This window comes from Pseudoalteromonas phenolica (assembly GCF_001444405.1).
Lineage (GTDB): Bacteria > Pseudomonadota > Gammaproteobacteria > Enterobacterales > Alteromonadaceae > Pseudoalteromonas > Pseudoalteromonas phenolica.
Genome location: NZ_CP013187.1, coordinates 801498 through 817251 on the forward strand (window position 1 = coordinate 801498; position 15754 = coordinate 817251).

The following is a 15754-nucleotide window of genomic DNA, read 5'->3' on the forward strand; positions in this document are numbered from 1 at the left end:
AAGTATGTTAACTGTTGAACAAAATGCGAAGTTGCAAAGCTTAGATCTGGCGTTGCATGCCATGGTACAAGGAATAGATATACTTGATTCCGTTGCACCAATTAACTACCAAGAAGAAAGAGCAAGATTCTTTGCAGGTAATGCGACCGAGAACCCGAACTTCTTATATAAAGAAAATCAGTTCAATGTGTTTGCTAAAAAACGTGAACTCTATCAGTTGCCGGTGGAAACATTAGAGGATGATGATTTAACGCAGCTTTACAGCGAAGTCATAGAGTCTTATGCCGATAAGCTTGATCAGTTTCGCTCTGTAGGCAGCGAACAGTTTATGTATGACTCGCTGCGTTATTATGGTGAGCCATCAGATAAAGACATTCGCAACGCTCAGTTTGTGCTGCATGTGCCTGATTCTCTCTCGAAATCATCAGGGAACTTGCTCAATGCAGATGCGATTGTTGCGCAAATGCATGAGTTTGCGCAGACCCATAGTTATCGCTATGAGTTAGTGGTTGATGGTTCGATGATCGCCAATGCTTTGGTATCTGGCACTAAGGTGAAGATTAATGCGGCGGCCAGTTTAGGCGAAAAAGAAGTTGCAGCCCTTGCACATCATGAATTAGGTGTACATTTAGTGACAACCCTGAATGCTCAGACTCAGCCTTTAAAGGTACTCTCTTTGGGGAGCCCAGTGAATACCACAAGCCAAGAAGGCATCGCGATTTTATGCGAATTCTTATCGGGCAACTTAACGGTATCGCGTTTAAAAATATTGGCGTTGAGAGTATTGGCGGTGAAATCTATGCTGGATGAGCGCGACTTCAAACGTACTTACCAGATGTTACTTGAGCAATATAATGTCAGTGAACAGTTGGCGTTTACGATTACAGCACGTGTTTATCGCGGCGGCGGTTTTACCAAAGATTATTTATATCTAAAAGGTTTCCACCAAATTCTACACGCATATGAAACCCGTGATGACTTTGTAAATTTACTCAGCGGTAAAGTGTCGTTAGAGCAGTTAGATGTGGTGACGAGTTTAATCAATAAATCGATTTTAAAAGCGCCGAGTTACATTAGCCCAGCCATTGAAAAACCGCAAAAACTAGGCGAAATCGAACGTTTCTTATCGCTATCGATTAAATAAGTTACGAATTATAGCTAGACATTAAAAAGCGATGAATGTGGTCATCGCTTTTTAAGTTGAGCCAATTATCAATAAAATTTTAAAACTGATTCAACTTATTAGCTCATTATCAGTTTAAATTAAATGTTCTAAGATGGAATCAGATAACCTTGGAGGCATGATGAAAAAGATATTGGTGACTGGCGCAACGGGTGGGTTAGGGTTTGCGACTGCTGAGCATTTATTAGCCCTCGGGCATGTTGTACTTTTACATGGTAGGAGTGAGCAAAGTTTAGCAACTGCTGCTCAAGCATTATCTCAATATAGTGATCAGCTAGAAATATATGCTGCTGACTTGTCTGATTTAGCCCAAGTGAATAATTTTATCGAGCAAGTAAAAGAGAAGCACACTCAGTTAGATGCGATCATTAATAATGCCGGAGTGCTTAAAACCAATACACCGATATCTTCATCAGGTGTAGATAGCCGGTTTGTCGTTAACACCATTACACCTTATTTAATTACCCAAAAACTGTTGCCATTGTTGGACGGTGGCAGAGTGATTAACTTGTCTTCAGCAGCACAAAGTCCTGTTGATATTAGAGGGTTATCAGGTGAGCTTCAATATAGTGATGCTATGACTGCATATGCACAAAGCAAGTTGGCAATTACGGCTTGGACTTTATATATGGCTGAAGAAATAAAGCAGACGCAATTTATACCCGTAAACCCAGGGTCACTACTCGCAACGAGTATGGTTAAATCTGGGTTCGGCATTGAAGGTAAAGACATTCGAAAGTCAGTAAAGTTATTGGCTGATTTAGCGGTATCAAAAGATTTCGACGGAGAAAGTGGTCGGTACTTTGATAATGACGTAGGCGCTTTTGGAGCCCCTCATCCTGATGCTCAAAACACTAATTTTCAAGCTGAGCTAATTAAAAATCTAGCTCGATTTCACTAAGAAAATGGCGCTATTAAGCGCCATTTTCATTCTACTTATCAGTAAACCCCTCATTCAGCAGCATGAATATATGCGCTGCACTCCAAGAAAAGTTAGGCGCGCCTTGTTGCTCGCCAGTTTCTGGGTTGTAGTTTTCACGAATGGGGGCGTTCTCCATTAAACCATCGGCATGGGTTAAAAAGTGCTTCACCAGTTGTTTTGCTTCTTGCTCATAGCCATAGTGTTGTAACCCTTTTACACCAAAGTAAAATTGGTCGACCCACACGCGTCCTCGCCAATAGATATTGGGGCCATATGCTGGATTATTTTTGGCTGCTGTACCAAGCGGTACTTTGCTGTAAAAAGTCTCTGGGTTCATCATCACATCACGAACTTGTTTCGCTTGTGAGGCTGTTGCCACTCGATTGAATAGCGGCGCCCACCCCTCAGGGCCCATACCGCGCTCGACGATAGGCTTGCCAGCACAGCCATTTTTAAGCGGTGTGTTGTTAATGCGAATATCGTAATAAAAGCCCGCATTGGCATCGAACATGCACCGATTAATGTAGTTTTTTACTTGTTTTGCATCGACTTCAAACTGTTTGGCTTCGTTAGGTAAGTTGAGGATGTGTGCAATTTTCGCCAAATACAGGGTATCGGTATAAAAGTAACTGGTTTGGTCTACTGACTCTTGCAGTAAAGAATAGCCAAGCAGCTTACCTGTGTTATCGCGGTTTTGGGCAAAATCCACTTGCCAATCAGCGGCATCACCGCCTTGTTTTACATAATCTGCAAGCTGGTTTTTACTGATAAAGCCAAAGGTAGCTGCATCATCTCGACCAGACTCCCAAGAGGCTGCGGTTTGTGCTGGAGCAAAAACTTGCTCACCCTGCGCTAAGAGTTTGCGATAGTGTGCAAGCCCATATTTGGTGGTTTTTGTCTTGCCCTGCTGATGGATAAATAACAATTCACCTTGCTCATTGTTGTGGGCTTTATCTAGGGTGGCCCCATATTCAGGAATGCCATTTTGGTTGTGGTCACGATTGCGCAGCCACCATGTTCGATATGCTTTTAGTTTAGGGTAAAGCGCTGCCAACCATGCTTTATCTTGGTCGCTTTCATAGGCTTTTAATACCGCCCAAGCCGCAAGACTGGGTTTGGTATTTCGTTCATTCCAGTTGCCACTGTCACCGCCGCGCTCTCGGCTTAGGTTGTAGCCGATTAGGTCGGGCAAAAAGCCGGTATCTTGCGGTCTGACTGTATCGCCAGTTTGTATTTGTTGGTTGAATACCGTATCAATATTGGCTTTGGCTAATTGAGGGTGAAAGTCACTGAGCGCATAGGCTTGCTTCCAGGTATCCCAAGGCCAAGTTAAGTTACCCGAAAACCAGCGCGCAGTGACCGACGGGCTAACTGTGTCGGTAGTGATAGCACCAGCGGGGCTGCGCCAATTGCCAATTAAGGTCTCAATAGACTTGGCCATCAAGCGCTGCTGAGCAGGGCGCTCTAGTTGTTGTAAAGGCTTAAGATACTGCTGCCAGCGGGCTTTACTTGCCTGCATAAATTGCTGAGGCGCTTTAAGCATTGCTTGATGACGCTCTTTAACCTTGGTGTGCTCTTGTGCGTTCAGAACATGGCTGAATAGGGTATAAAACGTCGTTGTGCCCTTGATATCAACTTGGCTGGTGTAGCTTCGTCCTTGAATGCGTGTGGTAGTTGCTAATGATTTACTCATCACATAGGCCGAACTGCCCGAGGTCAGTAGGCTATACGGCGAACGCACTTGATTAAAATGTACGGTGATCCCCTGTGGCGTTGCTTTTAGGCCTGGTTGCAGTTGTGGGTGGGCTTGTTCAAGCGTGCGCTTTTTATCAAATTGTGTGAGTAGCTCACCGTCAAACTTTAAAGTTAGTGGACTATCGCTTTCTATTTTCGTTTCAACCAGAGAAGTACGCGGGCCAACAAACATTAAAGTAAGGGTGACGGTTACGTCTTCGGCTTTGAGGTGCTGGATCAGTTTACCCGGCTCGCTCAACACCTCACCAGTAAGTGTCAGCTTTTTGCCATTTTTAAACACCTGTAAGCGGTCAAAGCGTTTGGCGAGATACGTTAAATACTCTTCTTGAATGAGTGCATGACCGGTAAATCCGCCCAGCTCATCGGCGGAACTAGGCAACAAATGCCCGTGCCAAGCGCCAGCATCAAACAATGGGCTAAACGGGCTGTGACCAAACTTATCGGCGGGCTTCATCATATTTGGTTCGCCAATTCTAGTTAGGGTGTTTTGCAAATGCACATTACTCGCTTGGCTTTGTGTGCAAAAAAGAGCGCTTAACAGGCCTAAAACTAGCGTATTTGCAATTATCAAAAATGGGTTCTTCATGGTTTATTCACCGTAACTTGCTTTAATTTCACGGGCTAATACAGCCGCATTTTTATCACCAGAAAGCGGCGCTAGCGCAAATCGATATTGCTGACTTTCGGCGGCAATGCGGTATTGCTTGTGAACAAGGCGACCCCATGAGGTATCACCGCCTACGCCCATTTGCTTATGATCAATATTTAAGGTGACAAGATCGCGCACAGGCACATCAATGGCGTGCTTGGTGGTCACAGGTACGAGTCCTGATGCCGATGCACTGGCATCGCCTGAGTTAAAATCGATATCGGCTTGCAGGTAAGGCCACGCGCTGGCATTCAATACCTTGTCGCCTACCGCAAGCAGCCCTTCTCCTTGCGCGTTTTGCAGTGCCATCCAGCGCACCTCGGTACGATTTGAGTTCTCTTGCGGGCGAATGTAGTAATGGTGTTGTTCGCTCACAGGCGTATTGAACACTGAAATACGCGCTGAGGTTTTTCTGTCGGCGTAACTTTCGTGTGGACCACGACCGAACCAAGACATATTTTTATATTCACCAAAGGTACTTAACTGCATGCCGATACGCGGGATATCGGGCAAGGCTTGGTTATCATCAAGGTTGAGCAGGTAATCAACCTCTACAAAGCCTTGTGCTGTGATCTGATAATTCAGCACTAAACTCCCAACAAAATCCGGTGATTGATAGCGTGCTGTTACGCCCGATGATTTGGCTTGTAAGGCGGTGAGTTTGAGTCTATCAGTGGCACTTTGCCACATGGCCGCACGCACTTGCAGGTTATTACCTAAGTCATTGTCGGTTGGTGCACGCCAGAAGTTTGGCTTAAGTGGCTGGGTTAACATGGCTTTGTTGTTAAAAGTGAGCTGTTGCAACCAGCCTGTGCGCTTATCAAAGGAGAGTTGAGTCCCAGCTGCTTTAGCAATCAGTGTATCTGTTTGATGTGCATAACTTGGTTTTAGTGGCTTGTTAGTTCTTTTAGCCGTAGATTGTAATTGTGATACAGGCAGTTTGAATTGTTCAAAAGCAATTTCATGACCAAGTGGCAGTAGCGGCTCTTGTGCTCTGGCATGCATGCTTAGGGTGACAAAGTATTCTTTGTCGCTGTAAGCAGGTAGGCCTTGGATATCAAAATTCAATATGGCGGTTTTGCTCGGTTGCACGCTTGGCATGGCGCTGTGGCCTTGTTTAACGGTTTCTCCGTCCGCTTCGATTTTCCAACGTAGGTCATACTTTTTTAAGTCCGTGAATAAGAATTTATTTTGTACAGTGATTTGCCCTTTAAGCAGGTTGTGCACAGTAAATTTAACCGGTTGGTAAACCTTTTTTACCTCAAAGGCATGCGGGTGGGGGTTACGGTTTGGGTTCATCAAGCCGTTATTTAAAAAGTTGCCGTCGGTTGGCAAAGCCGGGTGGAAGTCTTTGCCATAAGCAAAGTATGTTTCACCAAATTCATTGCGATACTCTAGAGATTGGTCAACCCAGTCCCAAATAAAGCCCCCTTGAAGCACTTCGTATTTTTCAATGGCATCCCAATAATCTTGCAAATTGCCTACAGAATTGCCCATAGCATGGGCGTATTCAATCATAATAGCGGGTCTATCTGGATTATTGCTGGCGTAGTTAACCAGTTTTTCGATTGACGGATACATAGGCGCAAAAATATCGGTGTAATGCTCAAGCTCGGCTGGCTCGTATTGCACCACGCGCAGATCATCATTGTCTTTTAACCATTGATAGGTGTTGGCAAATACCTCGCCGTGGCCAGCTTCGTTGCCTAACGACCAAATGATGATAGAAGGGTGATTTTTATCACGCTCAAACATACGTTGAGTACGTTCAAGGTGTGCAGGCAACCAACTCATTTCATTACCTAGTTGGGTTTTCTCGTCAATAGCAAGCGGGTGCGATTCTATGTTTGCTTCATCGATCACATATAAGCCATATTTGTCGGTTAAATCATACCAATATGGGTGGTTTGGGTAGTGACTAGAGCGCACCGCATTGATATTAAACTGCTTCATCAGTTTGATATCTTGCTCCATTGACGCTTTGTCGACGACATGGCCGCGAGTTGGCGAGGTTTCATGGCGGTCAACACCGCGAATAACAATAGGCTTACCATTGATAGTCAGTTGTTTATTTATAATCTCAATGTGTCTAAAGCCAATTTCATCACGTATGACTTCGAGTAATTCACCTTGTTGATTGTATAGACTCATCACTAGGGTGTAGAGGTTTGGGGTTTCTGCCGACCAAAGTTGTGGATGTGCTATTTGTTCAGAAAAGCTGATTTGCTCTGTGCCATGGGCGTTTGCCGTGAATTTTTTTGTGGCTTTGGTGACAACTGCATAGCTTGCTTTGGGGTCGAGTAGCTCAAATTTTGCAGTAAGTTGTGCCTTGTGTTTTTGGTAGTTTTTAACGTCTAACTCAAGTTCTAATGTGCCTTTATCAAAGCGTTTGTTTAAACGTGGTTTGGCATGAAAATCAAAAATATGCTGTTTTGGCGTGGCGTACAAATAGACATCGCGCTCAATGCCCGAAATTCTCAGCATATCTTGGCTTTCTAGATAACTGGCATCACTCCATCGACGTAACCTAAGCGCGAGTAAGTTGTCGCCTTGTTGCACAAACTCGGTAATATCAAACTCAGCTGGGGTTTTAGCGCCTTGGCTAAAGCCGACCTTTTCACCATTTAGCCAAACATCGAGCGATGATTTTGCCGCGCCTACATGTAAAAACACTTGCTTATTTTGCCACGAATCAGACAAGGTGAAAGGCTTTCGATACGAGCCTGTTGGGTTGTACTCAAGCGGGACATCGGGCCATTTGGTGGTAAACGGAAAGCGCTCATCTAAGTAAATCGGGTAGCCATAGCCCTCAACCTCCCAGTTGCCCGGTACGGGAATTTGCCCCCAGCTAGAATCATCAAAATTAGGCTGTTCAAACCCTTTAGGTGGATTAATCGCAGAGCGTTGCCAGTGAAATTGCCACATGCCATTAAGTAGCAAATAGTTATCGCTTTGAGCTGGATCATCTTGCATGGCGCCCGCTAAGCTTTGGTAGCTAAACCCAGAGGCACGAGGGGCTTGTTTATTTATGGCAAACACTTGGTGATCTTGCCATGGCGCTTTGGCGAAAACGCTCTGACATACCAGTGTAGTGAGTATGCTCAGGCTAAATATTACAAAAGGTTTATTTTTCATTGTTGTCATCTTGGCTGTGTTGTTTATTTTTAAACTGCGCTTTAAATACAATATACAATTATTTTTTATAGTTCTTCCCAAAGGCTTTATGTTGCTCTGTTTTTGCTAGCTAGCCTTAAGGTTAAAGTTTAATTTTGCCGCTCAGTTTGGTTTTCATTTAGGCTCTGTTTTGAAGCCGCTATTGGCGCAAATGCCGTTGATTGTCGCTCGACTAATGTTGGCTGATAGCGATGCGAATGTGCTGTTTTATCTAACTGAGTGTGCTTATTAATGGCCAGCAGTGCTGCGTGTTTGGCGATGGCTTCGACAGGGTAGTGCAAGGTGGTGAGCTTAGGTCTGCTGTAATGAGCAAGGCAAATGTCATCAAAGCCAATCACCGAAATATCGTCTGGCACTTTAAAGCCCGCTTCTTCTAACGCTGAAATTGCACCAATTGCCATGGCATCGTTGTAGGCGAAAAGTGCCGTAAATACTTGCTGGTTTTTGAGTAAAGTATTGGCTGCTAGCTCGCCACCGAGTTGATCTGGTGCGCCATAAACAACTTGATCTTCAGTTAATGTAAGTGCTTGCTTATATAAAGCCGAATTGAACCCTGATAGCCTGTGTTTGGGATCTTGAATTGGCAGCTCACTCATAATGCTCGCAAAACGGCTGTGGCCTAAGGCGAGTAGGTGCTCAGCGGCCAATTGGCCACCAAGTTCATCATCTAGGTAAATACAGTTCTCGGCTATTTCTGGAATATTTCGTGCCACCACGACCACGTTTGAATAGCGCTCTACGATATCGATTAATGCGCTGTCGGCTAAATGTGTACAGTACAAAATTATGCCATCACAGCGACGTTGTAATAATGAATCAATGGCTTGTTGTTCTGAGTCACTACTGTTTTGGGCGGTACACAGCAGTACTTGGCTTTGATGCTGACGGGCTATGCTATCGACGCCTTTTGCTAAGCAGGCAAAAAATGGATCGCTGATGTCGGGCACCACTAAGCCGAGTGTGGCTGTCTTTTGTGTGGAGAGTGCGCGTGCATTGACGTTTACCTGATAACCTAAGGATTTCATCACCATGAGTACATGCTCGCGGGTTTTGTCTCTTACTTTGTCATCTTGGTTTATCACGCGAGACACGGTGGCAATAGATACCTTGGCTTCTCGGGCAACGTCTTTAATGGTGGCCATGTTTTTTCGCTTAAAAAAGGCTTAATTCTGAGCGATGGTAGCAGAGTGATTTTTTTAAGTAAATTTACTTGCTAAAAAAAATGTAACCGTTTACATTTTTTGTATACATTATCCTTTTGTGATTTAAACATGACATTTGATGCAACTGAGCACCCCCATAGGCGGTTAAATCCGCTCACCAATGAGTGGGTGCTGGTATCGCCTCATAGAGCCAAACGACCTTGGCAGGGGCAAACAGAAAAACAGCCAGTATTAGCAACTGCGTCGTACGATGAAAGCTGTTATTTGTGTGCGGGTAATACACGTATTAACGGTGAACAAAACCCTAACTACAGCCATACCTTTATATTTAACAATGACTTCGCCGCATTACAAAGTGAGCTGCCAGTTCATCATAGCGACGACCCTTTATTTACCATGCAGTCTGAACAAGGTGAAAGTCGTGTCATTTGTTTTTCACCGGATCACAGTAAGGCATTGGCGCAGCTTTCGGTTGAGCAAATTCATAAAGTGGTGCAAACCTGGCAGGCGCAATATGCCGAACTTGGTGAAATTTATCATTGGGTGCAGGTGTTTGAAAACAAAGGCGCGATGATGGGGTGTTCAAACCCGCACCCTCATGGACAAGTTTGGGCGCAGCAGTCTTTACCGACCTTGGTTGAAAAAAAGCAACAAGCGCAAATTCAGTATTTTACAGAGCGAGGCGGGAATTTACTCGCCAATTATGTGGCCAGAGAAATTCAGGAACAAACACGAATAGTCGCTATTAATGATGATTGGCTGGTGGTGGTGCCATTTTGGGCGGCATGGCCGTTTGAAACCCTATTATTACCGCGCTTTTCGGTTCAGCGTATGACACAACTCACCGAGTCGCAAGGACTGAGTCTAGCAGCTATTCTATCTGAGTTGACCATTAAATATGACAATTTGTTTGAATGTGCGTTCGCTTATTCAATGGGCTGGCACGGCGCACCATTTGATGGAGAGGCTCACCCAGAATGGACACTGCATGCAAGCTTTTTTCCGCCTTTACTTCGCTCAGCCAGTGTCCGCAAGTTTATGGTTGGCTATGAAATGTTAGCAGAACCACAACGCGACTTAACCCCAGAGCAAGCCGCTGAACGATTAAGAACTCAGCCTTTAACGCATTATAGCGAGAAATAATAATGTGCCGTACTGAAATGATTAAACAGGTTTTTGCTCAGCAGTTTGGCTATCAAGCCGAGCAAGTAAGCCACGCGCCTGGGCGAGTGAACTTAATAGGTGACCACACCGATTACAATTTGGGATTTGTGCTGCCCGCAGCAATTAACTTTGGCACTGATGTAGCCATCGCAAAGCGTGATGACAATACAATACGGGTATTAGCCCATGATCTAGATAATCAAATATGCGAGTTCGAGCGAACAGAACTTTTGTTTAACCCCGATTTGATGTGGGTGAATTATGTCGCTGGGGTGGTGTATGTCCTGCAAAAAGCCGGCTTTGTACTGCAAGGCACTGACATTGTCATCTCAGGTAACGTGCCGCAAGGGGCGGGGTTAAGCTCGTCGGCCAGTTTGCAAGTCGCTTTGATCAAAGCGTTTTCGGATTTATTTGAGTTGCAGATAGACGGCTTTACAGCGGCCAAGCTCGCGCAACAAGCCGAAAATGAATTTGTAGGCTGCAACTGCGGGATTATGGATCAGAGCATTTCGGCAATGGGCGCGCATAGTCATGCCATGTTACTCGATTGCCAAGATTTAACCTTTCAAGACGCCCCCATTCCAGAAAGCTTGGCCATTGTGATTGCTAATTCAAACGTTAAACGCGGCTTAGTAGAGAGTGAATATAACCAAAGGCGCGAGCAATGTGAGCGAGTGGCCAAGCACTTTAACGCTTCAGCACTACGAGCGCTGACTTTAGCTGAATTAGAGTCAGAGCGAGCAAATTTAACTGAGCTGGACTATAAAAGAGCAAGGCATGTGATCACCGAAAATCAGCGAACTTTAGATGCATTAGAGGCACTTAAAGCAAATAATGTCAGCCATTTAGGGCGTTTGATGAATGAGTCTCATGACTCATTAAAGAATGATTTTGCTACCAGCACAGCTGAAATGAACTGTTTAGTTGCGCTCATACAGTCACAAATTGCTGAGCAAGGTGGTGCGCGAATGACAGGCGGCGGCTTTGGTGGTTGCGTGGTGGCTGTGATGCCAAAAACCTTGGTTGAAGCAGTAACTCAGGCTGTTAAAGCCGAGTACCATAAACAGACTGGGTTAAGAGCCGATGTGTATGTGTGCGAAGCCGTGCAAGGGGCTTTTAGAGCTTAGTCAATATAACCCTAGTAATTAGAAAAAGAATAACGAGGAACATCATGAATATCAGTTTACACAGTACAGATATCGCTGTTTTTAGCGCTTATGTACTCGGCTTGCTGGCGATTGCGCTATGGATCTCCCGCAGCGAGAAAAAAGAAGGTGCCAATACCGAAGATTACTTTTTAGCCTCTAAAGCATTACCTTGGTGGGCGATAGGCGCGTCATTGATTGCGTCCAATATTTCGGCCGAGCAGATAATAGGTATGTCTGGCTCTGGATATGCCATGGGATTGGCGATTGCATCTTATGAATGGATGGCGGCGATCACGCTTATTTTAGTCGGTAAATACATGCTACCGATATTCTTAAAACAGCAAATTTATACCATGCCGCAGTATTTAGCTCAGCGTTACGATGACCGTGTAAAAACCACCATGGCGGTGTTTTGGTTGGCCGTCTACGTGTTTGTGAATTTAACCGCGGTGCTATGGCTTGGCGGCCTTGCGATTGAAACTGTCGCTGGGGTTGATGCTCTGTATGGCATGATGTTTTTAGTGGTATTTTCGGTGGCATATTCACTTTATGGCGGCTTAAAAGCCGTGGCCTTTACCGATATTTTGCAAGTCACCCTGCTGGTATTTGGCGGCTTATTCTTAAGTTATTTAGCGCTGGATGCGGTATCTGATGGACAAGGTGTGTTAGCTGGTTTTGGTGTTTTAACCGAACAAGTGCCTACGCATTTTGACATGATCTTGTCACCTGATAACGCACATTATATGAGCTTACCTGGACTGTCGGTATTAATTGGCGGCATGTGGGTCATGAACTTTAGTTATTGGGGTTTTAATCAATACATTATTCAAAGAGCACTGGCGGCGAAAGATTTAAACGAAGCACAAAAAGGCATTGCCTTTGCGGCGTACTTAAAATTATTGATGCCCTTGATTGTGGTACTGCCGGGCATTGCTGCTGTGGTGTTATATCCTAATTTAACCGCCCCAGATAAAGCTTATCCGTCAATGATGTCATTGATGCCTGTGGGTATTAAAGGCTTGGTATTTGCTGCGTTAGTGGCGGCGATTGTGTCGTCTTTAGCGTCTATGACCAACAGTATTTCGACTATTTTCACCATGGATATTTATAAAAAACTCCATGCTGAAAAAAGCCAATCTCATTACGTGAATGTTGGGCGCGTCACGGCTTTGTTGGCTTTAATAGTGGCACTGTTAGTTGCAAAGCCACTGTTGGGTCAATTTGAGCAGGCTTTCCAGTACATTCAAGAATTCACCGGGTTCTTTACCCCGGGTATTGTGGTGATCTTCGTGATGGGCATGTTCTACAAAGGCACAACTGCCAATGGTGCGCTGGCTGCGGCGTTTGGCTCTGCGCTGTTCTCATTAAGCTTGAAGTTTGCCATGCCAAGCTTACCTTTCATGGACCGTGTGGGGTTAGTGTTTATGTTGTGTTTACTGCTGTGCTTTGTGGTTTCAAAGCTGTTTAAAGCACATGAGCGTGACTCTGAAGGTACTTCAGAGTGCGTGCAACTCAGTGATGTTAGTTTTGTAACTAAAACGGGCTTCAATGTGGCCGCTTTGGGTGTGGTGGTGATCTTAATCGCTCTCTACGCTACTTGGTGGTAATCGTCATTTCTTTTTAAACAGCAGGTATGTCACTTTTAAGTGAAGTACCTGCTGTTTTCTTTATACACGTTAACTCATGAAACAAACTTTAATTACCCTCAAAAATAACAATGGCATGCAGGTTGTGGTATCTGACTTTGGTGCTCGTTTGTGTTCTATTATTTTCCCGACATGTCATGGGTCAAAAGAAATGCTCATGCGCTATCAAAATGAAAGTCAGTTTGTTGATGACCCATTTTATGTCGGCGCTATTTGCGGGCGAGTTGCAAACCGAATTGGTCGAGGCCGTTTTAGTTATGATGGGCACACTTATCAATATTCTCAAAATGATGGCGAGCATTGTTTGCATGGCGGAGCGCAGAGTATTGATAAGCGGTTTTGGTACATCGCTGAAAAATCGCATTCATCAGTGACGCTGACGCTAAGATCAGAGGATGGCGATAATGGCTTTGCAGGTAATGTGAATATTCAAGTCATCTATCGTCTTTCTGAAGACAACAAACTCGAAATCGAGATTTGTGCAAATACAGATAAAACCACACCGCTTAATTTAACCAACCATGCTTATTTTAACCTAGCAGAGCGCTCTACTTTAGATCTAGAGCTGTGTATTGATGCTGAATTAGTGTTAGAAAAAGATGCGGACAATATTCCAACCGGCAAACAACTTGAGGTCGATAACAGCGAGTTATTGACCTCAAAATTTGATTTTCGCGAGCCAAAACCGTTGCAGCAGGTTGATGGTCTAGATCATTATTTTGTGTTTCACAAAGCGATTCAAGGTATGAGATTAGTGGCGCAACTGGTATCAAAAAATAATAGCGTGCGGATGAGTGTTTTTAGCGACCAAAATGGCCTGCAATGCTATATGGGGGGATTTCTATCAGCTCCATTTACGCCGTACTCAGGCGTATGTTTAGAGCTACATAATTTCCCTGATGCATTAAATCATGAGCAGTTTGATAGCATTCTAGTTCAGCCTGAACAGCAATATAAAAACACTATGATATTGAGTTTTACTGAACTTGATTGACTTTGATACTTTTTAAAAGCCAATCAATAGTAATGTTTTGAAGCTAATTATATGCAGTTTAAGACTTATGGCAGTTAGCTAAAAGTTGCTGCCAGAATGCTTCGCCTTTGCGTCGAGCTAAACGGATATTGTTTTCAGGAATGCTTTCTGGGTCGTCGTAATTAGCCAGTGCTTCGGCCATGCTTTCCTCACGAATAAGATGCAGTGTTGGGTAAGGTGCACGGTTGGTGTAATTGGCAGCATCGCCCGATTCACTGTCGGCAAACTCATAGTCTGGGTGGAAGTGAGCGATTTGATATTTACCCTCATAGCCTTGTGCAGCTAGAAGTGCGTTAGCTAGGTCGACTAAGTCTAAGTAACTATCAAAATCTTTAAACCCTTCAGCAAAAATAAGTAGGGTGGTTTCTACTTCTGGATGCGCGTCTAAATGAGCCAGTTGTTCAAGCATGGTCATCACTGCGTCTTCGTGTTTTTCATCATCAGAGACAATATAAGCGATGGTATTTGCTTCGACTTCTTTGCGAGCAAATGGACAAAAGTTAAATTTTACAATGACGCTTTTAACCCAGTTTTGCATTGCTTGGGTAATTAAGGTGTGTTCAGTTGTCATAAAATATTGCTCGATTAATTAAGAAAGATGTGTGCTGATTAAGTTAACGGTTTTGGCTATCGCGCCTTGATTTTTTTGTAAGCAGGCAAGGGCATTCGCTCCGAGTTCTGCACAATCACTTGGGCTGCTGAAAAGTCTATTTATTTGCTCCGTCAATTCGTTACTAGAATGCACGGTAATACAGCCTTGATGCGCCGCTAAATCAGGGTAAATATGAGCAAAGTTATAGACATGAGGGCCTGTCAAAGTGCCTACTGAAAATGCCGCCGCTTCTAATGGGTTGTGACCACCGCGTTCAATTAAACTGCCACCGATGTAGGCAATGTTTGCGCTGCCAAACAAGTATTTTAGTTCGCCTAAGGTATCAGCTAATAGGACTTGGCTGTTCGGGTTAAACTCCCCTGAGCGCTTAGAAAACGACAAGTTTGATTCTTTGAGAAGTTCTGCAACTTTTATAAATTGCTCAGGGTGTCGAGGTGCAATAATCAGTAGCGCATCAGGGTGGGTTGCAAGCACTTGTTGATGGGCCGCTAGAACTTGCTCATGTTCACCTGGGTGGGTTGAACCGGCAACCCAGACTTTGCTGCGATTGAAGCATTTTTTAAATTCAGCGACGGTCGATTTGGCAGCTTCATCGATTTGAATATCGAACTTAATTGAGCCTGTTACTGTGACTTTATCTTTATTGAGCCCTAGCTGTAAGAAGCGCTTAGCATCTTCTTCGTTATGACTCGCTAAAGTCGTTATGTGGTTCATGATGCCATTGGCAAGCGGTAGTACTTTTTGATAGCCCTGTAGTGACTTTTCTGACAGGCGAGCATTAACAACATTGACTGCAATATTTTTCGCATGGGCTGCGGCAAATAAATTTGGCCAAAGCTCAGTTTCAAGTACCACAAGCTGCACTGGAGTCAATGTCTTTAAAAAGCGTTTACTAGCACCCCAAAAGTCGATGGGTAAATAACAATGTGGTGTATCGGGCAGGCTATTTTTTATTTGCGCACGACCTGTAGGGGTATTGCTGGTAACGATAATCGCTTGGTTTGGGTTTTTAGTTTTGAACGCTTTAATAAGCGGCGCAGCTGCCAACACTTCACCGACAGAAGCACAGTGAAACACAACCGCGTTCTTAGGCAATTTTTTTAAACTTAAAGCAAATCGCTCGGTAAAAAAGTCACGGTAGCCCGCATTTTTCTTGCCTCGAATTACATAAAGGTAAAACACAATGAGAGGGCTGAGTGCGTATAAAAACAAGGAATATAAAAAGCGCGCCATAACCAACCGTTATTATTGAAGTATGTAAACAACCGCCATTTTAACCCGCTCAATCGTTTATGAAAACGAAT

At 44.2% G+C, this 15754-nt stretch carries 11 protein-coding genes; 6 read left to right on the forward strand and 5 right to left on the reverse strand.

What is annotated here, in order from left to right; translation table 11 throughout:
- Nucleotides 1-4: 4 nt before the first annotated feature.
- A complete protein-coding gene (locus PP2015_RS03565) occupies nt 5-1144 on the forward strand; it encodes a flavohemoglobin expression-modulating QEGLA motif protein (RefSeq protein WP_058028978.1) in 1140 nt (379 codons plus the stop codon).
- A 133-nt stretch (nt 1145-1277) separates the two neighbouring features.
- Complete coding sequence (locus PP2015_RS03570; protein ID WP_206646105.1) at nt 1278-2084, forward strand: SDR family NAD(P)-dependent oxidoreductase; 807 nt, start codon at nt 1278-1280, stop codon at nt 2082-2084.
- Nucleotides 2085-2115: 31 nt separating this feature from the next.
- On the opposite strand, the gene ygjK is transcribed toward PP2015_RS03570, so the two are convergent.
- From ygjK to PP2015_RS03585, 3 genes are all read right to left on the reverse strand, one after another.
- The gene (ygjK, locus tag PP2015_RS03575; protein ID WP_058028980.1) at nt 2116-4446 is read right to left on the reverse strand and encodes an alpha-glucosidase; all 2331 of its coding nucleotides are present in this window, start codon (nt 4444-4446) and stop codon (nt 2116-2118) included.
- Nucleotides 4447-4449: 3 nt separating this feature from the next.
- The gene (gene lacZ / locus PP2015_RS03580; RefSeq protein ID WP_058031530.1) at nt 4450-7644 is read right to left on the reverse strand and encodes a beta-galactosidase, LacZ type; all 3195 of its coding nucleotides are present in this window, start codon (nt 7642-7644) and stop codon (nt 4450-4452) included.
- A 128-nt stretch (nt 7645-7772) separates the two neighbouring features.
- Nucleotides 7773-8825, reverse strand: a complete 1053-nt coding sequence (locus tag PP2015_RS03585) for a LacI family DNA-binding transcriptional regulator (protein WP_083496506.1) — start codon at nt 8823-8825, stop codon at nt 7773-7775.
- A gap of 129 nt (nt 8826-8954) precedes the next feature.
- On the opposite strand from PP2015_RS03585, the gene PP2015_RS03590 reads away from it, so the two are divergent.
- The 4 genes from PP2015_RS03590 (at nt 8955) to PP2015_RS03605 (ending at nt 13798) form a co-directional block, all read left to right on the forward strand.
- Nucleotides 8955-9989, forward strand: a complete 1035-nt coding sequence (locus tag PP2015_RS03590) for a UDP-glucose--hexose-1-phosphate uridylyltransferase (RefSeq protein ID WP_058028981.1) — start codon at nt 8955-8957, stop codon at nt 9987-9989.
- A gap of 2 nt (nt 9990-9991) precedes the next feature.
- Entirely contained in the window at nt 9992-11137 is a 1146-nt protein-coding gene (gene galK, locus PP2015_RS03595; protein ID WP_058028982.1) for a galactokinase, read from the forward strand.
- Nucleotides 11138-11181: 44 nt separating this feature from the next.
- On the forward strand, nt 11182-12765 hold the full coding sequence (locus PP2015_RS03600) for a sodium/sugar symporter (protein WP_058028983.1): 1584 nt from the start codon (nt 11182-11184) through the stop codon (nt 12763-12765).
- Nucleotides 12766-12841: 76 nt separating this feature from the next.
- Complete coding sequence (locus PP2015_RS03605; RefSeq protein ID WP_058028984.1) at nt 12842-13798, forward strand: aldose epimerase family protein; 957 nt, start codon at nt 12842-12844, stop codon at nt 13796-13798.
- A gap of 58 nt (nt 13799-13856) precedes the next feature.
- On the opposite strand, the gene PP2015_RS03610 is transcribed toward PP2015_RS03605, so the two are convergent.
- Together PP2015_RS03610 and waaA are read right to left on the reverse strand one after the other, a co-directional pair.
- Entirely contained in the window at nt 13857-14408 is a 552-nt protein-coding gene (locus tag PP2015_RS03610) for a DUF1415 domain-containing protein (RefSeq protein ID WP_058028985.1), read from the reverse strand.
- 18 nt (nt 14409-14426) lie between these two features.
- Complete coding sequence (gene waaA, locus PP2015_RS03615) at nt 14427-15683, reverse strand: lipid IV(A) 3-deoxy-D-manno-octulosonic acid transferase (protein ID WP_058028986.1); 1257 nt, start codon at nt 15681-15683, stop codon at nt 14427-14429.
- Nucleotides 15684-15754 lie beyond the last annotated feature (71 nt).